Genomic DNA, 19,654 nt, shown 5'->3' with positions numbered 1-19,654 from the left:
AGCGACCCGCTTGGATAGGGAAGGCGAATATCAGAGGAATCGGAGGTAAAGACTTTGACCACAAAAGGAACGAAACAGCCGAAGCCGGACTGGATTCGGATCAAGCTGACGACCGGCGACAATTATCAGGAAATCAAGGATATGATGCGGTCCAAGACTTTACATACCGTCTGCGAAGAAGCGCGCTGTCCGAATATTTATGAATGCTGGGCCAACCGGACGGCAACCTTTATGATACTGGGCGATATTTGTACCCGGGCCTGCCGGTTCTGCGCCGTTAACACCGGCCTGCCGACAGAGCTGGATCTGCAGGAGCCCGAGCGCGTGGCCGAAGCCGCCGAGAAGATGGGGCTGCGTCATTGCGTGGTTACAAGCGTGGCCCGGGACGATCTGAAGGACGGCGGCGCTTCCATATTTGCCGCTACGGTTCACGCCATCCGCTCGCGCCTGCCGCTGTGCAGCGTCGAGGTTCTGATTCCCGACTTCCTGGGAGACCGGGACAGTCTGCAGATCGTGATGGAGTCGAAGCCGGACATTCTGAACCACAACATCGAGACGGTGGAACGGCTGTCCGACCGGGTTCGGGCCAAGGCCAAATACCGGCGTTCCCTGGAGCTGCTGCAGCGGGCCAAGGAGATGAAGCCCGAGATCCCGACCAAATCCAGCATTATGCTGGGCGTCGGCGAAGAGTGGGATGAGATTCTTCAGGCGATGGACGATCTGCGGGCGGTGGACTGCGACATCCTGACGCTCGGCCAGTATCTCCAGCCTTCCCCCAAGCATCTGAATGTGGAGAAATACATCTCGCCGGAGGAATTCGCCCGGCTCAAGGAAGAAGGATTGAAGCGCGGCTTCAGCCATGTGGAAGCCGGCCCGCTTGTGCGCAGCTCGTATCATGCGCATGAGCAGGTGAAATCGGCCACCAAGACGCGCGAGGAGCGCGCCGTTCGGGGCTGATGACCCATTTTAGACAGTGGAAAGGCAGGCGAGGCTTGCTTGATCGTTATCGGCGGCAAGGGCTACGAGCTCGTAGCGGATCATAAAGACGGCTGGAATCCGGAGGCGTTTCGCGGGAGATACAGCGAAATTCTGGATCGCTATGATTATATCGTCGGAGACTGGGGCTACAGCCAGCTTCGGCTGAAGGGGTTCTACCGGGACAACCATCCCAAGGCGAACCGGGATACCTCGATTTCGGGATTAATGGACTATATCAATGAATACTGCAATTTCGGCTGCGCCTACTTCGTGCTGCAGAAGCTGAAGGAAGCGCCGGTCGGCCCGGATATTCTCATCAAGGAGCCGGCGGGAGCCGAGCCGGGGATCGGGGCGGCAGCTGCACCGGAGGCGGCGATCCGCGCCGAGATTCCGCGCGATCTGCTCTCGCGCCAGGCGGCGGCCCAGATTTCCGCTTCCCGGGAGACGCCGGTGCGCGAACTGCGCGAGCATATTACGAAGGAACGGCCGCACAAGGACCGTTCCCGGGAGCAGCGTGGGTCCCAAGGTGGCGCCGGCCGCAGCGGGAACAAGTCCGCGCCGCCGGCGCGCGGTTCCCAGGGAGGAATGAGACCGCCGCGCGGTCAGGGCCAGCCGGGAGGCGGACCGGGGCAGCAGAACCCCCGTCAGGGGCAGGAGCCGCCGACCACCGGCGGACAAGCCGGTCCGGGTCCGGAAGGTGCGGCTGCGGGCAACCGCAAGCCGTTCCAGCGCCGCTCCGGCGGCCAGGACCCGCAGCGCGAGCCGAAGAAGCGCCCGCCGCACCCCGGCGCGGGCAGCCGTGAAGGCTCCCGCGAAGCTTCCGGCGCTGCCGGAGCACCGGGAGCGGGCGAACGGCCCGGCGGACGCGAGCGCGGCGAGCGCAGCAAGCCCGCAGGCGGAGGCGACGCCGCTTCGCAGAACCGGCCGAGAACGCCGGAGACTCCGGGAAGCCCGGAATAACAAGCAACCCCCTGCACGCGATGTGCAGGGGGTTTTTGGCAGGAAGGGCTATGCCTCTATTTGGTGCTCAGCGTCAGCTTCTGAGCTGCGGCGTCGTACTTCCAGGAGACCGACGGAAATGCCTGATGGAACGCATCGACCCGAATGAAGGTCTCGTTGTCGGCGATCATCGCCTGCTTCGCCGTGACGCTGAACCCGTAGGCCTTGCCAGCTCCGTTGGTGACGACGACCTTGCGGTTCTTGGCGTCCCAGCTCAGGTCGGATTCCGCCAGAGAAGAGAGAACAGCGGCGGAAGCGTAGACGGCGTTGTTCTGCTTGATGAGCCCGACATTGCCGGCAAAGGCTTTGCCGTTGACGTCCAGCACCCGCCGGTCGCCCTTCAGTTCAATCGTCTTCATCCCGGCGAGCTGAAGCGCGGTGACGAGCTGGGCCGTCTTGTTGGTGACATTGAAATCGGGCATCAGCCCTTCGTGATTGAAATCGACCTTGTTCGGCGTCAGATAGCGCTCGGTTGTCAGCTTAAGCTCGCCGCCGTCGGTCAGATCGAACAGGCTCTGAATCCGGGCTTTGCCATAAGTGCGGGAGCCGACCACGGTAGCGAGATGATTGTCGTGAAGCGCGCCTGTAAGCGCTTCGGAAGCGGAAGCGGTATAGCCGTTGGTCAGAATGACAACGGGAACGCCGATTTTGCTGCCGTCAGTAATGGTAACCGGCGTCAGCGTGCCGCTGTTGTCCGCCGTGTACATCATCAGACCTTTGTCCATGAACTGCTTCACAATATTGTAGGCGGAATCCATGTAGCCTCCCGGGTTATCGCGCAGATCCAGAACCATCGACTTCATGCCGGCTTGGCGCATCGCTTTGAGCGCTGCGGCGAATTCCTCGTCGGAATTCTGCGTGAAGCCGTTGAGCGAGATATAAGCGGTTTTGGAAGCGAGCATGGAGGAGGTCACCGAAGGATAATTAATCTCCTTGCGGGCGATGACCACCGACTTCTGGGCGCTGCCGCGCTTGACCAGCAGCGTCAGCTTCGTCCCGGAGGTGCCGGACAAGGCATCGCCCTCCGCTTGGGCGACCGGAATTCCGTTGATCTTCAACAGCACGTCGCCGCGCTTGAGGCCTGCCGTATCGGCAGGAGAGCCGGGCAGGATCGACTCGACATAGATGTCCGAAGAGGTGGCCGACAGCGTCACGCCGATGCCGACGTATTCCAAGGCGAGCTGATGCTCCAGATCGGCGGTCTCTTCCTTATCGAAATACTGGCTGTAAGGGTCGTCCAAGGAATCGACCATGCCGTCGATGGCGGCCCGGATCAGGCTCTGACGGTCGACGGCCGTGAGGTTGTAGGTTTCGATATACTCCATCACTTCATTGATAATGTCGGTATCGGACGAAGCCTTGGCCGCTGCCGCAGCCGAAGATGAAGGAGCGGCAGCATCGGCCGCTAGGGCAGCAGGCGCCAGTGCCAGAGAGAAGGACAGAATGCCGCCGAAGAGGGCGGAGGTCAATTTTTTCATGGGGAACCTTCCTTTACGGATTGATGAATGCGCTAATGATCTGACGGGAGCCAGTAGATGTCGTCAATGGTCCATGTGCCGTCAGCTTGGCGGGAGAGAACCAGCATCCCGTGCCTCTGAACCGTTGTTCCGGCATCTTTGTCCGTAAAGCCCAGTTCAACATAGACGGCCGCTGTACCCAGGCTATAATAATAGATATGGGATGCCGTCAGGTCGAACGCAAGGTTGCTCGTCCCAAAGGCTTCGGTAAAGCTTCTCTTCAAGGATTCCCGGAAGGTGTCGCTCTTGGCGGTGAAGACCTTAAGAAGACCGTTGGTATCCTCGTTATTCAAATATTGATAATAGCTCTGAACCGTCGCGTCGATGAGACTGCGGTCGCTCGCGGGAATCTCGGGCGAAGCCGAAGCCTGCTCTTGGGTTAGCAGCACCTCGGAATTCTGAAGCGTCAGCTTATAAATCTTCCAATACCCGTCCACCTTCTTCAATTCGTACACGTACGTGTCCCTGTAATCCGGCTGATAGCTCCCACTGACACGGGTCGTCGTCTCTACAGTCTGTACCGTCGCTTCGTCGTTTTGAATCCGGAGCACTTCAAGACTGTTGACGGTATAGTTCAGGTTGTAGGCTGCAAAAAACTCCTCCACCGTCTCAAGCTCGGCTTCCATCGGCGAACCCTCCACCACCTTCATGCGAAGCAGCTTCGGAATTCTTGTATTGTACGCCCCGACGAACATGCGGACCTGCGCGGCGACCAGGGCGGATTCTTCGCGGTCGCTTCGCGCCTCCGTGATCCGGACAGCCGAGCCGTTCCAGGTTACGGTGCCGCCGGTCGCTTCCCCGACCAGGCGCAGCGGGATGTAGACGGTACCGCCGCGGTTGACGGGCGCTTGCGCCAGTCTGTGGACCGTACCGTTCACGACGGCGCAGTTGCTGCCGACGGCCAGAGCGAGCTGCACTTCACCGGAGGTACCGGTAAGCTTGCCGGAGGCGGGGTTCCAGCCGATCTTTAGACCGAGCTGCTCGAACAGTCCCCGGAAGGGAACCATAACGGTCCCGTCCTGCATATAAGGCCGGCCCGATGCGAAGATGACCGGCTTGCCGTCAATATACACGGAAATGGTCTTCGAGGGGGCGGCTGCCGCCGGAGCGGCCGACGCCGCTGCCGGCGCTCCGGCGAGCAGGGCGCACGTCAGAAGTGCGGCGGCCGGGTAGCCTTTAAACTTCAAATGTTCTCTCTCCTTCTATAATCTATTTATGTTGTCAAAAATAGGATCATTATATCACTAGAGCGATCTTCCTGTCCATGAGACTTCAGACGAGGAAGGATTCGCGCACCCGGTTCCAGAAGGGAAACGGCCGGTAGCGGGCAAAGCTGACCTGCTGGCTGGATACCTGACAGCGTACCGAGACCAGGTCGTCCACCGGAATATTGAGGTGATCCACGGTCAGCATAAGACGCTGCTCCTTGCGCGAGAAGATGTCGCAATGATGATGCTTGGGGAGCAGCAGCGGCGAGCCCATGGTCCGGAAGACCCGGTTGTTGATCGAGGCGATTTCGGCGATCTGCAGCGCTTCAATGGACGGGTGAACCATCGCTCCGCCCAGACTCTTGTTGTAGGCGGTACTCCCGGAAGGTGTGGAGAGACAGAGCCCGTCGCCCCGGAACATCTCAAACGTCACATCATTGATATCCACCTGGATGACGACGGTTCCGTCCACGCCCTTGAGCGTGAATTCATTCAGGGCAATATGGGCCGAGGACCCGGTCTTCTTGTGGATCTCCAGCTCCAGCAGCGGATATCTGACGATTCGCGGCTTGTTCGGGTTCTTCCCGGTTCCGCTCATGTAATCGACCAGCAGCGGCAGCTCGTCCGCCTTCCAGTCGGCATAGAAGCCGAGATGGCCGGTATGCACGCCGACGAAGGCAAGGCTGGAAATCCGGTCGATAAACATGTGGAAGGCATGCAGCATGGTGCCGTCTCCTCCGATCGACACGACGATCTCGGGGTTGTCGGCGTCCAGCTGCATGCCGCGTTCCGAGGCCAGCTTTTGGAACTGTCGGCTAAGCTCGACCGAAAGGTCGTCGCCGCGGTCCAGCACATAATATCTCAACGTAGATTGGCTCCTTTGGCAATTGTCTTATACCGATCATAATCAATCCGGCGTCTGAACACAATGTACCTGAAGCCGAAAAAGCCTTCGCTCCCGGGCGGCGCGCTCCCTCCGTCTAATGCCGTCCTATTCGCCGCGCTGCCCCGCGGACGATCCCGATAGCCCCCGCGGCTGCGAGCGCGGCGGCCGCTGCGCCCGCCCCCAGCAGCACGGCGGCTGCGGCCGAGCCCGCCGCGCCTCCGGCCGTAAGCCCGGCCGCAGCAGGCGACCAGACCGGAGCCGCGCCGCGAAGCGGCTCCCAGAGCAGCAGCGCGAGCGAAGCCGCGAGCAGCCCGTGGGCGAACCGCGCGGCCAGGAAGGGCAGATAGCGGAGGCCGGAGCCGCTCAGGATGCTTGCCACCTGGGCATGGACCGACAGTCCGCCCCAGGACAGCACGAAGGCAGCCGCCGCTACGCGGTAGGGAAGGGCGGCCTGCGCTTCGCCGGCCAACCGCGTTCCCAGCGTGACCTCAAAGACGCCGCCGGTCACGGCTTCCGCCAGGCCGGAGGGAAAGCCGAGCAAATGAAGCAGCGATCCCGCCGCTCCGACCAGCAGCTTCAGAACGCCTGCCAGGTCCATCAGGGTCATCAGGACGTTGAAGAATACAACCAGTCCTCCAACGACCATAATAAGCTGAAGAGAGGACGCGACCGCGCCGCTCAGCAGCTCGCCGAAGCTGCGCCCGTCCTTGAGCCGCGCTTCCCGCATGGCGGCGAGGGCCTGCCGCAGCCGTCCCCGCGAGCCGGCAGCGGATCGTTCACTCCCGCCGGCGCCGTGCGCCGGCTCTGCGCGGCGGGGCCCGGCAGCTGGCGTCCGGCTGGCCCGGTCCCGTCTTCCGTGGAATCGCATCAGGAGGCCGATGAGCAGGCCGCCGCCGTAATGAGCGGCCGCCAGCAGCACTCCGAGCGAAGCATCCCGGAAGAAGCCGACGGAGACGGCTCCGAGCAGAAAGATCGGATCGGAGGAGGTGGTGAAGGCCACCAGGCGCTCTCCCTCCTCCCGGGTCACCAGTCCCTGCTCGCGGAGCTTGGCCGTCAGACGGGCTCCTACGGGATAGCCCGACACATAGCCCATGGCTGCCGCGAAGCCCCCGCTACCGGGGATGCGGAAGAGGGGACGCATCAGGGGGTCGAGCAAGGCCCCGAACAGATGCACGACGCCGAGGCCCAGCATCAGCTCGGACATGACGAAGAAGGGAAAGAGCGAAGGGAACAGCACTTCCCACCAGACGGCGACCCCGCGCAGAGCCGAAGCCAGCGAAGCGCCGGGGAAGGCCAGCAGCAGCAGCATGCAGGCGGAGAGGACGGCTGCCAGCAGGGCCGTCCCGAATTTCTTGAGCTTCATCGTACACGCCTCCCGTCCAGATGGTTAGTTCTATGCGCGGGAAGGGACAAACAGCACAGAAATTCATCGGGGAAGCGCTTGCAAAGGCGGGTGCTTTTTAACAAGATTTGTGATAAAATAAAAATAAGTCAACCGGACTTTAGGCCGCTTGAATTTTCAGGGATGGAGTGATGGTGATGAGTGTTGTTGCCGGTGTCCTTGTTTGCGCTTTTGTGTATGTCATCCGGGCCTCCCTTGTCTCCCCCGGCGATGAGGATTGGCGAACTTATTGAATAGCTCGGACGCTGAACCGCGTGTTTGGCGTCTTTTTTGTTCATTGGGCATTAAGTCCCTCCTTTGGTATAATAGGAAGGTCTGAAGAACGACAGAAGAAAGGCGGACCTATCGGATGAATTCGGCATCAAGTATATATGACAATCTGGGCGGTGCGCAGCGGCTGCAGGAGCTGGTGGAGGCCTTCTATGCCCGTGTCCAGCGACATCCCGATCTCGCACCGCTGTTCCCTGCCGATATCCGGCCCGTCATGGAGAAGCAGTTTCAGTTCCTGAGCCAGTTCTTCGGCGGACCCGCGCTGTTCTCGGAAGCCCACGGTCATCCGATGATGCGGGCCAGGCATCTGCATGTGCCCATAACCGAAGCGCGGGCGGAGGACTGGCTCGGATGCATGGCCGGCGCCCTCGGCGACATCGGGGTTGAAGAGCCGCTGCGCTCTTTTATCGTCGCGCGGCTCTCCGGACCGGCGCGGCATTTTGTTAACCGTCCGGACGAATAGGTTCTGACGAGGAAAGGAATGAGGTCATGACGGCCATGGAACCCCTGTACAGCATTACCGTCGAGTGCTGCCAATGCGAGCGGGAATTCACCACTTCGCGGGTCAGACCGAGCCTGAAGCGGGCGTACCGCCAGGATGCGGACTTCTGCTGCTATTACAAAGAAGAGAACCCGGATTATTATGTGGTGCGGGTGTGCCCCCACTGCGGATTCGCATCCACGGAGAATTCGGCGGACAAGCTGGCGGACTGGCAGCGCCAGGCGTTCCGCGATCAGATCGGAAGCCGGTGGTCGTACCGCAGATTCGAGGGCAAGCGCAGCTGGGAAGAGGCGCTGGAGACCTACAAGCTGGCGCTTGTGTGCGCCCAGTGCATCCGGGACAAAGACAAGATTATAGCCAGTCTGCTTCATCATATCGCCTGGCTGCATCGTTACCGGGACGACGCCGTTCAGGAGCAGCGGTTCCTCCGGTTCGCACTGGATTCCTATGTTCAAGTGTTCGAGAATGACGATGCGCAGGGCAATGACGCGCGGCTGATGTTCCTGATCGGGGAGTTGAACCGGAGAATCGGAGAATTCGGCGAAGCGGTGAAGTGGTTCTCGCGCGTGGTCAATGACCAGCGCATTATGGATTCGGCCATGATTCGCGCTTGCAGAGAGCAGTGGGCCCTTCTGCGGGAGCAGATGCGGGGCATGGAGAGCAACCCGAATCAGGTGCCTGGCTAGAACGGGAGGCGCGCGAAGGCGCCGGGAGAGGGGAAGGCGGCGGCCGCAAGCGGCGCTAGAAGAAGACGCGCTTCCTGCCGGGGCCTCACGGCCCCGGTTTTTTTGAACCCGGAAGCTTAGCGTACGGCCTGATCGAACAGCAGATAATCGCCGTCCGTATCCACGACAACCGGCCGGGCGCTGCAGCAGGGAAAGACCAGCAGCTTCTTCTTGCCTTCGCGGATCGCAATCAACTCTTTGGGCTTCATCGGCAAAAGCACATTCTCCCGGCCGCAGAACGGACAGGAAGGTACATAGACATCGCCCAGGAGAATGTCGTAAGGCCAGGCATGACTGAATGGAATCATGGCTGTTCCTTGTTTTTTTTGGCCAGTTCGGCTATCTTTTGCAACAGAACGTGCTGGGGCATATGCATAAGATGCTCAATCGGCACACCAAGCTCTTTGGCGAGCGCTATAGCCGTTTCCGGCGAAATCTGAAGTGGACGCATGGGTGTAACCTCCCTTAAGAATAAGGATGTGTACTTCACTTTACCACGGATGAAGCCGTTCGCAAAATCAAATTGACACAAAGGAATGTGATGAACCATGAAACAACCCCTGTCGCTCACCTGGAATCTGGATTCTTTGTATCCCGGCGGGTCCGCTTCTTCCGAATTTGAACAGTTTCTGTCCGCTCTTGAAGCCGATGCGGCCAAGCTGGCCGATGAAATCCGGAATGCCGGCGTTCCCCGGAACGCCGAAGAGACACAAGCGCTTGACGGCATAATCGGGCTGCTGCAGAGCTGTTCGGGACGTCTGACGCAGGCGGCGGAATTCGCCGAGTGTCTGGGCGCGCAGAATCAGCAGGACAAAGGAGCGGTCCGCCTGACGAGCCGGGTCTCCGGCTTGCGGGCCCGATACGAAGGAGCGGTCTCGCAGTTCGAGAATCTGCTCCGCCAGACCGCAGACGACGTATGGTCGGCCTGGATCGCCCGCCCCGAGATCGCTCCGCTCGCCTTCGTGCTGAGCGAGAGCCGGGAGCAGGCCCGGGAGAAGATGAGCCCCGAGCTGGAGAGCCTGGCGCTGGAGCTGGCGGTCGACGGTTACCACGGCTGGAGCGAGCATTACGAGACCATCGTCGGAGATATCCGGATTCCGTTTGAAGACAAGGACGGGACCGTGAGACAGCTCTCCGCCGGGCAGGCGTTCAACAAGCTCTCCGACGGCGACGCCGGAGTGCGCAAGGAAATGTTCCGCAAGTGGGAAGAGGCTTGGGGCGAAGCGGCCGATTACTGCGCCGATACCCTGAACCATCTGGCCGGCTTCCGGCTGAAGCTCTACGAGCGCCGGGGCTGGGACGACATCCTGAAGGAGCCGCTTGGCCTGAACCGGATGAGCCGGACGACGCTGGACCGGATGTGGGAAGTCATTGCGGCGAACAAAGGGATGCTGGTCTCCTACCTGGAACGCAAGGCGAAGCTGCTCGGCTTGGAATCGCTGGGCTGGGAAGATGTCGACGCGCCGGTCCGCAGCGTATCCCGCACGATTCCCTATGAGGAAGCGGCGCATGAGATCGTCGCCCAGTTCCGCAAGTTCAGCCCCCGAATGGCGGACTTTGCCGAACTGGCCTTCAACGAGGACTGGATCGAGGTGGAAGACCGCGCCGGGAAGCGCCCCGGGGGATTCTGCGTCTCGTTCCCGGAGAGCGGCGAGTCCCGGATCTTCATGACCTACAGCGGCACGCCGTCCAATGTGGCGACACTGGCGCATGAATTGGGCCATGCCTATCATTCGTACCTCTTGAAGGATCAGCCGGTGCTGAACCAGAACTACGCGATGAACGTGGCCGAGACGGCCTCGACGTTCGCGGAAGTGATCGTGGCTGATGCCCAGGTGAAGGCGGCCGGCAGCCGGGAAGAGAAAATTGCCCTGCTGGAGGAGAAGATTCAGAACAGCGTAGCCTTCTTCATGAATATCCATGCCCGCTTCCTGTTCGAGACCCGATTCTACGCCAAACGGCGGGAAGGCCTCGTAAGCGCGGAAGAATTGAACGCTCTGATGGAAGAAGCGCAGAAGGAAGCCTTCAACGGCGTGCTGTCCGGCTACCACCCGCATTTCTGGGCCTCGAAGCTGCATTTCTACATTACCGGAGTGCCGTTCTACAACTTCCCTTATACGGTGGGCTATATGTTCAGCACGGGGTTGTACCGGCTCGCTCTGCAGGAAGGCCCTGCTTTCGCGGACAAGTACGATGCGCTGCTTCGGGATACCGGCGTCATGACGCTGGAAGACCTCGTAGCCAAGCATCTGGGCGTCGATTTGACCCGGCCGGATTTCTGGCAGGGCGCTGCCGACCTGATTGCGGAGGATATTGCCGAATTCCTGCGGATGACGGAAGATGCCCGCTAAAATTTTGCACGTTCACGAATAACACGAAGGGGACCCCGGTCTTGCACCGGGGTCTTTTTTGCTGTTCATTTGTCGGAACTCCTCGATTGCAGAGGAGCTAAAAGGAGAGGAATACGGGATTTCGTTCTCTATTAGTAATAATAAACCATTTTTGTTGAATGCTGTTGTAAGGACTGTTAGCCTACTCTATAATGAGTCTCGGGACTTATATAAGCGATTCATACGAATTCAAGGGGGAAAAACGATGCTCGCAATAGAGCAGCTTTCACTGGCAAGACAGTTGGATCTGGTATTCAAGGAATTGGACGAGGAATTGGGCGGGATGTCCTCCGGCACGGTGTTTGTGCAAATACGCAATAATGTCGTCGGCAAGTTCGGCATCCGCCATAATCCGCTGCCTGGACGAGGCGGGAATTTCGATTCCGGAGAGGAAGGATTGAACGGAATTCAGCGGGCTTCCTTCCGGGCGCTGGCGCTGGAATCCCTCAAGCTGAAACAGCGCTGGACCCACGGAGAAATCCAGTATGATTTCTCGCTCCGGCAGGGCATGCTGACGGTCGACGCCACACTGGAGTCGAATTATAACATGGCTAATCTGCTGATTCGCCAGCCTCGCGAAGGGCAGCGCGGCGCCGCGAATCCTTCCTGCGGGTAACGGAGAGAGGGAGGAAAGAGGTTCCCGCTCGCGCTAAAAGGCCTTTCGTCCTCCGCGTGAGGGGAGAACGAAAGGCCGGAATGCCGGCGGCGGTCCGCCGAAGCGGGCCCGCCGCTGAGTACAGATGAATTACAGATTCGAACGACCGGAGAGCTGCTGCTCTGCCAGCTGTACAAGACGTTTGGTGATGTAACCTCCCAGAGAACCGGTTTCGCGGGAAGTGTAGTTGCCGTAATAACCGTCCTGCGGGATGGTTACGCCCAGCTCCTGAGCGGCTTCATATTTCAGCTGCTGCAGAGCGGCGTTCGCTTGAGGCACGACCAGGTTATTGGAGCGGCTGCTGCGACCTTGACCTGCTTGACCCATGATTGTCACCTCCTTCGTCCGTTGTGAAGATAGTATGAGCGCAGGAGGGAGGAATCATGCACGGGTCAAGAGACTGCATCGGGTTCCAATTTATGTTAGATGTTAGATATTAGATGGCTTCCGGTTCGATAAGTTCGAGCATCGTGGAGAGCTCCAGCGTCTGCCCGGGATCCAGAGCAATCAGTCCGGTAAAATCGGCATCGTCCGATACATTCGGGGCATCGGGCAGCCAGGTATACGGCTCAATGCACAGGTACTGATCGGCAGGACCCTTGGTGTACAGCACCCAATGACGGAAATAGCGCCGGTCTGCCGTATAGCGCAGGCCGTATCCGTCTTCCCGGAGCAACAGGGCTTCCGCCGGCTGATCGTCCCCGATCCGCAGCGGAGTATCAAAGTTGGTCCCCGAGAGGCTCGAACCGCCGTTGTTCAGAGCTTCCAGTTCGCCCAAGGGCAGCAGGCGTCCGCTGGGAAGCAGATCCGGGCTCTGTTCGTAGATGCCCGAGACGGGAAGCTTCAGATGCCAGCGCTCCGGTTCGCCGTCGATCAGGAACCAGGTGTGATAGCCCATCCCAAAGGGAACGCTCCGCTTGCCGGCGTGCGTGACCCGAAGCGTCTGGGTAAGCGAAGCGCCCTGAAGACGGAGGGTCATCTCCAGCACAAGCGGCTCGGGGAACTGCCGAATCCAGTTCGGATCGTTCTCGGTGCGCAGTTCCGCCGTCAGAGCGCAGCCGTCCTCATCTTCCTGGATGTCGCTGACACACCAGGACTGGGTGCGGTGCAGACCGTGGATATGGTGGCCGCCCGTGCCGTTGCGGTCGAACTGATACTCGTCTTCTCCGAACGCGAAGCGGCCGTCCCGGATCCGTCCGGGCGGGATGAGTAGCGGCACGCCGAAATGGTAAGGCTTCTGCATATAGAAGTCCAGGTCGCTCTCCTCCGGCCTGCGCAGCACCTCGCGCTGCCGCCGCAGATCCCGAATGGAGATTACATGGTTGCCAAGACGCGGCAGCAGTGTAACTTCCAGCTCGGAACTGTGCAGAATATAGGTGTCATAACCGTTCCACTGCCCTTTGGTTACCTGTTTCATCGCTCTTCATGCTCCTTTGGTTTCGTTCTCCCTATCATACCAGATTTAGACGGGACGGGAAGCCCGCTTGCGCTCGGGAGGGTTTGACAAAAGAAAAATGCAGTTCTATGATGAGTATAACTTCACCATTAGCACAATGCGATGACGGGGACAAGTAAGCGAGGCCAGGCAAGCCTCCAGAAAGCCGGTGGATGATGCGAACCGGCGGCGCTTCTTCGCCGAATGGACCCCTGAGCGCCGAGTCGAACGGAGAGAGATTTCCTGCGTAGACCGGCCGGCTCTTCCCCGTTACGGAAGCTGAAGGCCGCTTCGGTCCGCTGCTCTGATTGTTGGGGCGAGCAGGAGCCGGCGGCGAATAAGGGTGGCACCACGGTCTCACGTCCCTTTGCGGGAGTGAGGCTTTTTTGCGTTCCGGTCCAAGGCCGGATACGAACGACGAAAGGATGATCACGATGAAGAAAGTACTGTCCGGCATCCAGCCGAGCGGCAAATTGACTCTCGGCAATTACATTGGGGCCATGAAAAATTTCGTCAAGCTTCAGGATGACCACGACTGCTATTTTATGGTCCCGGATCTTCACGCCATTACGGTTTCCCAGGAACCGGAAGCGCTGCGTGAACAGTCCCAGGCCGTTGCGGCGCTCTTCATTGCGGCTGGCATTGACCCTGAACGCTCGCGCATCTTCATGCAGTCGCATGTGCCCCAGCATGCCGAGCTTGGATGGATGATGACAACGCTCACCGCAATGGGCGAGCTGGAGCGGATGACCCAGTTCAAGGACAAGGCGTCCGGCAAGGACTCCGTAGGAGCCGGCCTGTTCGTCTATCCGTCCTTGATGGCTGCGGACATCCTGCTCTACAACGCCGACCTAGTTCCCGTGGGCGAAGACCAGAAACAGCATTTGGAGCTGACCCGGGATCTGGCCGGACGGTTCAATCACCGGTTCGGCGATTTCTTCACGGTTCCCGAGCCTTACATTCCTGAAGTGGGAGCGCGGATTATGTCGCTGGACGACGGCACGAAGAAGATGAGCAAGAGCAACCCGAACCCGGGCAGCTATATCTCGCTCCTGGACCCGCCCGATGTTATCCGCAAGAAGATCAGCCGGGCGACGACCGACTCCGGCCGGGAGATCGTCTATGATCCTGCCAACAAGCCGGAAGTGAGCAACCTGATGACCATCTACGCGGAGTGCACCGGACTCAGCTTGACGCAAATTGCCAGCGAGTATGAGGGCCAGATGTACGGCGGATTCAAGAAGAATCTGGCGGAAGCGGTGGTCTCCGTACTTGAGCCGATGCAGCAGCGGTATTCCGAGATCCGCAGCTCAGGCGCGCTGCTCGATATTCTCGCAAGCGGAGCGGAACGGGCGCGGGCCGATGCCGAAGCGACCGTAGCCGGCGTCAAGGAGCGCATGGGCTTCCTGCCCAGACGCTAGCCTCTCCGCCGTCTGGCCTTGATAATGAAGCCCCATCCGATATTCAGAATACAGACGGCTCCGAGCAGCAGAGCGGCCCATACCGAATACGCCAGCGCAATCGACGCCGCCGTAAGCAGGGCGATGGAAGAAACAGCGAACCAGAGCGACAATCCTTTTCCCACAGCGATTCCTCATTTCGGATCATAATGGCGGAATTTGAATTTCTCCCGCTACTATGAAGTGTAACAGACAGAGGCCCCCGTTCTCTACGCCTGCGCAGAGAACGGGGGCCTTGTTCATTGAGCGGCTCTCCTAGGAGCCGGGGCTGACGGCGAAGCGTTCGTCCAGCTTCTCGCTGCTCAGCCAGCCGACATACGTCTGCATCGGCCGGTAATGGCGATCCATGACTACAACGGCAACGAACGGAAACTGCTTGCGGTGCAAATAACGGACATCGCCCCAGCGCACAATATAGCCGGAGGGCACCTCTTCAACTTCCGCTACGGCGTATGAAGTGAAGTACAGAAAGGCCCGCACATCGGGGTGCTTCCGCGATTCCTCAATGGCCGGATGCTTCATGCCTTTCGAGTGCTTGATCCATTCCAGCCGTCCGCCTGCGAGTACGCCGATGTCATAGCTTCCGTCACGCCGGCATTTGACGATGTTCCAGCGATGGAGCGAGATGGTCGGTATGGCCATATAACGATCGCCCGGCCCGTGGTCGTCCCGTCTGCTGATCCGCCGGGTCAGCCGGATATGAATCGCCGTCCGCCACATATAATACAGAGCGATTACACTGTAGAGCGTTACGAAGAGCGGGGCCGGCGGCACGAGGCCCGTGACCCACAAGGCAATGGCTGCCACATGGCTGCCGAAGATGAACGGGTCGAAGATATGGATAATATTGAGGGCAATCCAGCGCTCCGTGAACGGCCGCGCCGCCTGGGTCCCATAGGTATTGAAGATATCCGTGAAGACATGCACGACCACCGCCACCAGACTCCACAAGGCCAGATGAAGAATTTCATGGGAATGGCCAATGAATCCGAACAAGGGGGTCAGAACCAGAGTGATCAGCGCGGGCCACAGGAGCAGGAACGGCAGGGAATGGGTGATGCCCCGGTGATTCCGAATGTACACCGCATTATTCTTCAGGCGCAGCGCCGTATCGGCATCGGGGGCCTGGGAACCGATAAGGGTCCCCAGCATGACCGCCGCCGCCAGCTTGTGATCCGAAGCAACGGCGGGATCAACGAACGACAGACCGGCGAGTCCGAAGCCCATGACAAAGTGAGTCGCGGTATCCATTTGGCAAAACTCCTTCTGAGTAGTTAAGGTTCACATGTTCCCTATTAATAACTACCCCATTTTTAATCCGCTTATAAGGCAATCGTCAAATTATTGTCTTCACGTAATTGTCAAATTCATGAACAAAGAAGGCGGTCTCTGTCAAAAGCATCGGCTGTTTGATATGATAAAGTTAACAGCGAGAGGCCGTTATTTTCAAAAATTCATGATAATTGTTATACCAAGGAGGAACCTGAACGTGGATAATCAATGGAGATACCAAGCCTCTTCCGATTCCGCGGCGGTGTCCGCCAAGCTGCCGCCGGAGAACGCCACATGGCGTGATTTCATCACTCTGACCAAGCCGGGCATCATCCGCTCGAATCTCATCGCCGCCTTTGCCGGCTTCTGGCTGGCTTCCGGCTGGCATGTACAGTACGGCCAACTGATTGTAACGCTGATCGGCACGATGCTGGTTATGGCTTCGGCCTGCGTATTCAACAACTATTTTGACCGGGATCTCGATACTAAAATGGACCGGACGAAGAAGCGCGGCCTGCCGGCCGGCAGGCTGAAGCCCCAGGTCGTCCGCCTGTACGGCGCTGCTCTGGGCGCAGCCGGGCTGGCTACGCTCTTTCTCGGGTCCGGCGTGCTCGCCGGTCTGTTCGGCATCTTGGGCATGTTCGTCTACGTCGTCGTCTATACGCTGTGGCTGAAGCGGACGTCCACCTGGAGCACTTCCGTCGGTGCAATCTCCGGCGCGATGCCTCCGGTCATCGGTTATGTCGCCGTTACGGGCAAGGTGGACCTCGGAGCGTGGCTGCTGTTCGCTATGCTGTTCCTGTGGCAGCCTCCGCACTTCTGGGCGCTCGGCATCCGGCGCAAGGAAGAATACCGCGCTGCGGGATTTCCTCTGCTGCCTGTTGTCAAGGGCGTGCGCCGCACGAAGCTGCAGATGATTCCGTATGTGGCGCTTCTTCTGCCGGTTCCCGTGCTGATGTACGCCTACGGATACGCCGGCATTTACTACCTGATCATTACTCTCCTGCTGTCTCTGGCCTGGCTGTACCTGACACTGAAAGGGCTCGGCGCCAAGGACGACGATGCCTGGGCCAAGCAGAACTTCTTCTTCTCCATTAATTACCTGACGCTGAGTCTGATCGCCCTTGTCCTCAATACCACTCCCCTGTAAGCGGGAGCGGAAGGCGCCCGGATCTAAAGGCCTGTCCCGTTTCGCGGTTCCCGCGAATGCCGGAGACAGGCCTTTGTATGTTCAACTATAGGGCGGAGCCTCCGGGTAGATGAGGAATTCCTCAAGTCCGGCTTTTTCCAGTTGAATAAGATTATATTCGTCGGGCGTTCCCTCCACCCCGGCATATCCGCGGCGGGTATAGATATGTTCGGCATCCGGGAAGACATCCCGGAGCATGCTGCGGATTTTGCGGCCGGAACTGTCGTTATCCAAATAGAGGTATACGTCGCGCGAGCCGACCGCACGGCGCAGCCCCTCGAGCTTGAGCGAATTAAGCGTACCGAATGTGCACAGAATCTCGATCTCGGGCCGGAGTACGCGGCGCAGCCGGCTTCGGTCGTTCTTGCCTTCTACAATAATGACGATGGACATACTCCTGGAACACCTCCGTCTTCGGGGCGGATGGAACTTCCGCGGGTTTTGTCCTTTATTGTACCCAAGCTTGCCCGTAATCGCCAACGGGCTGAACGCCGCTGATCATTCCCCGGGAAATGTCGGGATGTGACTCCGTGCGCTTCGCTGCTTGGGTCTCCACGCCAAAAAGGGCCCTGGCCCGGCACGATTCGTGCGGGACCAGGCTTTTTTTGGCGGAAAGACTTGGGTAAATCTATACCCAGAACGTTCTCAGGATGATTACCAGCAGGATATAGAGCACCAGGATAACACCGGTCGAAGTGTAGAGCGAAGCTACGGGAGCCGGCGAAGGAGTGGGGCAGCAAGGGTTCGACATGCAAGTTCACCTCTTTCGTCTGCAGTGGGTGTTTACATCCTTATCATATGGAAATGGCGGAGAGGTGTTTGTGCCGCTGCCCAATTTGCCGCTCAAGTTTTAGGCGGGTCGTCCATCGGGGCCGGCCAAGAAGAAGTCGCGTCCGCACGCCGCGGCCCGCGGCAGCAGCATAAGCGCCGTCATGACCAGCAGGAAGGCCAGAAAATACGGGGAGACATAAGCTCGGAGCTGGCCGGCGGCTACGGGGCCGGCGAAGGAGCCGAGCGACATGGCAATGGACTGGAGCGAGAAGATGCGCCCCATGCGCCCTTCCGTTCCCAGCGAAATAAAGAAGGTAGCCAGGGCCGGGAACAAAATGCCTTTGGCGCAGCCCAGCAGAAACAGCACGGCCCCGGCAGGAAGGGCCGGAACGGCCGCCAGCGCGAAGAAGCAGGCCGCGAGTCCAAGCAGGGCGGATGCCATTCTCGGCGCAGGAGAGAAGCGGTTAAGGAACAGCAGGCTGAGAGTAACCAGCGCGCCTGCGCTCATCAGCGACAGCAGAACGCCGGTGGACACCATGCCGTCTCCGGCTCCCATCTGCGACAGGGGAAGCTCGAAGAACAGCATACCCTGGGAGCAGGAGATCAGAAAAGGCAGCAACAGGACGCGCAGCGGAACGGGAAGACGTCCTTCCCGTTCTTCGGGGTCTGGGGGCAAGATGGCGGCGGCAGATTCGGGACCGTTACCGGCGGCAGCCGCGCCTGAAGACGCATCTCCCGCTTCGGAGTGCGCAAGAGGCTGCGGAACTCTTCGGGCGGGGATGCTGAAATAGGCCAGCACACCGGTGGCGGCCATGAGCCAGCCCAGGCTCTGGAACGTTCCCGAGAAACCTGCGCGGGATACAATGTAGGCGCCCGCCGCCGGCGAGACGACGGAAGCCAGGGTATGGACGATGCCGTGGCCGGACATGTAGCGACCCTGCTTCTCCCGGTCGCTCGAGAGGGAAGCGAGCAGCGTCATGCAGGCGGGCGAGAGGAACGCCAGGGCGAACCCGCTGGCTGCCCGCAGCAGGAGCAGATGCCACGGCAGGCTGGCATGCGCCTGAACCAGCAGAATAAGGCCGGCGGCGATGAGGCTGGCGACGATATAGCGGCGGCCGCCGCGCCGGTCGATCAGTACGCCGGCGAGCAGATTGCCGGGCAAATGGGTCAGCGAATACATGCCCATCATCCAGCCGATCAGCGCCGGACCCGCGCCCAGCGAGACGGCAAACGGCGTCAGAATCGGATACTGGGCGTGGATATCGAAGAAGGCGAAGAACAGGAACAGATAGAGCCACAGGGCGGTTCTCATCGGCATGAACGCTCCTTTCGGGCCGGATTCTTCCGGCTGATACTTGTACTGTACGTGGGACGGGGCCGGGTTATGTCCGGACATCGGGCTGCCTGCGTCCTGAAAAGCTACAGTGTTGTTACTCTTTCAAGAGCCAATGAATTATAGGGTTCGATGTTGTATAATAGGAACAATGACATGAATTGAATGGAATGGGGGCTGTTTCGAGTTTGTTCGACACACAAGTATGGTCACAGTTCCTGCGCGAGAACTGGATTATTATAGCCGTCGCGCTTGTGCTGCTGTTCGCAGTTATCAATCTGGTCAAAACAATGCTGAAATGGGCAATCGTCATCCTTATTGTGGCGGGGCTGTTCATCTACAGCGGAATTACGATAGATCAAATCGGCGGAGCCGTCAGCAAGGTGACGGACGGCACGGTCGATACGCTGAAGACCGAGGCCCAGGAAGTTATGCTGAAGGAGGCGCGCGATGCCGTCTATACGTCCAACGGGGACGGAACCTTCGTCATTACGACTCCGAACCTGAAAGTAACGGGAGCGGCGGGAGACGATAAAGTGAATGTGACGTTCCGGGGCGTCAGTCTCGGCAAATGGAACGTTACCGATACGCTGAAAGGCTTCATTGACGAAGCGCGGAAGCATCCGGCTCCGGCCGGCTCCTGATGAGAGGGGCATCGGGTT

The 19,654-nt window shown here is 59.5% G+C and carries 23 protein-coding genes; 9 read left to right on the top strand and 14 right to left on the bottom strand.

Features of this window, described 5'->3' with window-relative positions; translation table 11 throughout:
- The first annotated feature begins 27 nt into the window (after positions 1 to 27).
- Together lipA and F4V43_RS00485 are read left to right on the top strand one after the other, a co-directional pair.
- Positions 28 to 957, top strand: a complete 930-nt coding sequence (gene lipA / locus F4V43_RS00490) for a lipoyl synthase (protein WP_332843012.1) — start codon at positions 28 to 30, stop codon at positions 955 to 957.
- A 39-nt stretch (positions 958 to 996) separates the two neighbouring features.
- Positions 997 to 1,938, top strand: a complete 942-nt coding sequence (locus F4V43_RS00485; RefSeq protein ID WP_150456274.1) for a YutD family protein — start codon at positions 997 to 999, stop codon at positions 1,936 to 1,938.
- Between the two features lie 56 nt (positions 1,939 to 1,994).
- On the opposite strand, the gene F4V43_RS00480 is transcribed toward F4V43_RS00485, so the two are convergent.
- From F4V43_RS00480 to F4V43_RS19535, 5 genes are all read right to left on the bottom strand, one after another.
- Positions 1,995 to 3,455, bottom strand: coding sequence for a S41 family peptidase (locus tag F4V43_RS00480; protein WP_150456273.1), 1,461 nt, complete (start codon positions 3,453 to 3,455; stop codon positions 1,995 to 1,997).
- Between the two features lie 32 nt (positions 3,456 to 3,487).
- Positions 3,488 to 4,681, bottom strand: coding sequence for a copper amine oxidase N-terminal domain-containing protein (locus tag F4V43_RS00475; protein ID WP_150456272.1), 1,194 nt, complete (start codon positions 4,679 to 4,681; stop codon positions 3,488 to 3,490).
- An 85-nt stretch (positions 4,682 to 4,766) separates the two neighbouring features.
- A complete protein-coding gene (locus F4V43_RS00470) occupies positions 4,767 to 5,567 on the bottom strand; it encodes an NAD kinase (protein WP_150456271.1) in 801 nt (266 codons plus the stop codon).
- A gap of 115 nt (positions 5,568 to 5,682) precedes the next feature.
- Entirely contained in the window at positions 5,683 to 6,951 is a 1,269-nt protein-coding gene (gene ylbJ / locus F4V43_RS00465) for a sporulation integral membrane protein YlbJ (RefSeq protein WP_150456270.1), read from the bottom strand.
- 128 nt (positions 6,952 to 7,079) lie between these two features.
- A complete protein-coding gene (locus tag F4V43_RS19535; RefSeq protein WP_191089413.1) occupies positions 7,080 to 7,268 on the bottom strand; it encodes a hypothetical protein in 189 nt (62 codons plus the stop codon).
- Between the two features lie 71 nt (positions 7,269 to 7,339).
- Here F4V43_RS19535 and F4V43_RS00460 point away from each other — a divergent pair, with 71 nt between their 5' ends.
- Both F4V43_RS00460 and F4V43_RS00455 read left to right on the top strand, forming a co-directional pair.
- Positions 7,340 to 7,723 carry a globin gene (locus tag F4V43_RS00460; RefSeq protein WP_150456269.1) on the top strand — a complete coding sequence of 128 codons (384 nt, stop codon included), beginning with the start codon at positions 7,340 to 7,342 and terminating at the stop codon, positions 7,721 to 7,723.
- 26 nt (positions 7,724 to 7,749) lie between these two features.
- Positions 7,750 to 8,448 (top strand): DUF2225 domain-containing protein, encoded by a 699-nt coding sequence (locus F4V43_RS00455; protein ID WP_150456268.1) that lies wholly within the window; start codon positions 7,750 to 7,752, stop codon positions 8,446 to 8,448.
- Between the two features lie 116 nt (positions 8,449 to 8,564).
- On the opposite strand, the gene F4V43_RS00450 is transcribed toward F4V43_RS00455, so the two are convergent.
- Positions 8,565 to 8,795: a hypothetical protein gene (locus F4V43_RS00450; protein ID WP_150456267.1), complete on the bottom strand. Its 231-nt coding sequence runs from the start codon at positions 8,793 to 8,795 to the stop codon at positions 8,565 to 8,567.
- Positions 8,792 to 8,938, bottom strand: coding sequence for a YycC family protein (locus F4V43_RS00445; RefSeq protein WP_150456320.1), 147 nt, complete (start codon positions 8,936 to 8,938; stop codon positions 8,792 to 8,794). The genes F4V43_RS00450 and F4V43_RS00445 overlap by 4 nt, the downstream gene beginning before the upstream one ends.
- A 97-nt stretch (positions 8,939 to 9,035) precedes the next feature.
- Between F4V43_RS00445 and F4V43_RS00440 the strand changes: the two genes are divergently transcribed.
- Together F4V43_RS00440 and F4V43_RS00435 are read left to right on the top strand one after the other, a co-directional pair.
- The gene (locus tag F4V43_RS00440) at positions 9,036 to 10,838 is read left to right on the top strand and encodes a M3 family oligoendopeptidase (RefSeq protein ID WP_150456266.1); all 1,803 of its coding nucleotides are present in this window, start codon (positions 9,036 to 9,038) and stop codon (positions 10,836 to 10,838) included.
- A 244-nt stretch (positions 10,839 to 11,082) separates the two neighbouring features.
- Positions 11,083 to 11,493: an O-methyltransferase gene (locus F4V43_RS00435; RefSeq protein ID WP_150456265.1), complete on the top strand. Its 411-nt coding sequence runs from the start codon at positions 11,083 to 11,085 to the stop codon at positions 11,491 to 11,493.
- Between the two features lie 129 nt (positions 11,494 to 11,622).
- Here the strand turns inward: F4V43_RS00435 and F4V43_RS00430 are convergent, their stop codons facing one another.
- Together F4V43_RS00430 and F4V43_RS00425 are read right to left on the bottom strand one after the other, a co-directional pair.
- A complete protein-coding gene (locus tag F4V43_RS00430; RefSeq protein WP_150456264.1) occupies positions 11,623 to 11,859 on the bottom strand; it encodes an alpha/beta-type small acid-soluble spore protein in 237 nt (78 codons plus the stop codon).
- 109 nt (positions 11,860 to 11,968) lie between these two features.
- Positions 11,969 to 12,949: an aldose 1-epimerase gene (locus tag F4V43_RS00425; RefSeq protein ID WP_150456263.1), complete on the bottom strand. Its 981-nt coding sequence runs from the start codon at positions 12,947 to 12,949 to the stop codon at positions 11,969 to 11,971.
- Positions 12,950 to 13,401: 452 nt separating this feature from the next.
- On the opposite strand from F4V43_RS00425, the gene trpS reads away from it, so the two are divergent.
- Complete coding sequence (gene trpS, locus F4V43_RS00420; RefSeq protein ID WP_150456262.1) at positions 13,402 to 14,388, top strand: tryptophan--tRNA ligase; 987 nt, start codon at positions 13,402 to 13,404, stop codon at positions 14,386 to 14,388.
- Here the strand turns inward: trpS and F4V43_RS19530 are convergent.
- Positions 14,385 to 14,552 carry a hypothetical protein gene (locus F4V43_RS19530; RefSeq protein WP_191089412.1) on the bottom strand — a complete coding sequence of 56 codons (168 nt, stop codon included), beginning with the start codon at positions 14,550 to 14,552 and terminating at the stop codon, positions 14,385 to 14,387. The two genes, trpS and F4V43_RS19530, sit on opposite strands and share 4 nt — an antisense overlap.
- A gap of 130 nt (positions 14,553 to 14,682) precedes the next feature.
- Positions 14,683 to 15,678: a metal-dependent hydrolase gene (locus F4V43_RS00415; protein ID WP_150456261.1), complete on the bottom strand. Its 996-nt coding sequence runs from the start codon at positions 15,676 to 15,678 to the stop codon at positions 14,683 to 14,685.
- A 238-nt stretch (positions 15,679 to 15,916) separates the two neighbouring features.
- Here F4V43_RS00415 and cyoE point away from each other — a divergent pair, with 238 nt between their 5' ends.
- Complete coding sequence (cyoE, locus tag F4V43_RS00410) at positions 15,917 to 16,849, top strand: heme o synthase (protein ID WP_150456260.1); 933 nt, start codon at positions 15,917 to 15,919, stop codon at positions 16,847 to 16,849.
- A gap of 81 nt (positions 16,850 to 16,930) precedes the next feature.
- On the opposite strand, the gene F4V43_RS00405 is transcribed toward cyoE, so the two are convergent.
- The 3 genes from F4V43_RS00405 to F4V43_RS00400 form a co-directional block, all read right to left on the bottom strand.
- Entirely contained in the window at positions 16,931 to 17,281 is a 351-nt protein-coding gene (locus F4V43_RS00405) for a DNA primase (protein WP_150456259.1), read from the bottom strand.
- Positions 17,282 to 17,516: 235 nt separating this feature from the next.
- Positions 17,517 to 17,639, bottom strand: a complete 123-nt coding sequence (locus F4V43_RS19945) for a hypothetical protein (protein ID WP_263406083.1) — start codon at positions 17,637 to 17,639, stop codon at positions 17,517 to 17,519.
- Between the two features lie 99 nt (positions 17,640 to 17,738).
- The gene (locus tag F4V43_RS00400) at positions 17,739 to 18,971 is read right to left on the bottom strand and encodes an MFS transporter (RefSeq protein WP_150456258.1); all 1,233 of its coding nucleotides are present in this window, start codon (positions 18,969 to 18,971) and stop codon (positions 17,739 to 17,741) included.
- 209 nt (positions 18,972 to 19,180) lie between these two features.
- Between F4V43_RS00400 and F4V43_RS00395 the strand changes: the two genes are divergently transcribed.
- The gene (locus F4V43_RS00395; protein ID WP_223879725.1) at positions 19,181 to 19,636 is read left to right on the top strand and encodes a hypothetical protein; all 456 of its coding nucleotides are present in this window, start codon (positions 19,181 to 19,183) and stop codon (positions 19,634 to 19,636) included.
- Positions 19,637 to 19,654 lie beyond the last annotated feature (18 nt).

This window comes from Paenibacillus spiritus, assembly GCF_008710135.1.
Classification (GTDB): Bacteria; Bacillota; Bacilli; order Paenibacillales; family Paenibacillaceae; genus Paenibacillus_AQ; species Paenibacillus_AQ glufosinatiresistens.
The sequence above is the reverse complement of the archived record's forward strand: the minus strand, read 5'-3'. Positions and strand labels throughout refer to the sequence as shown.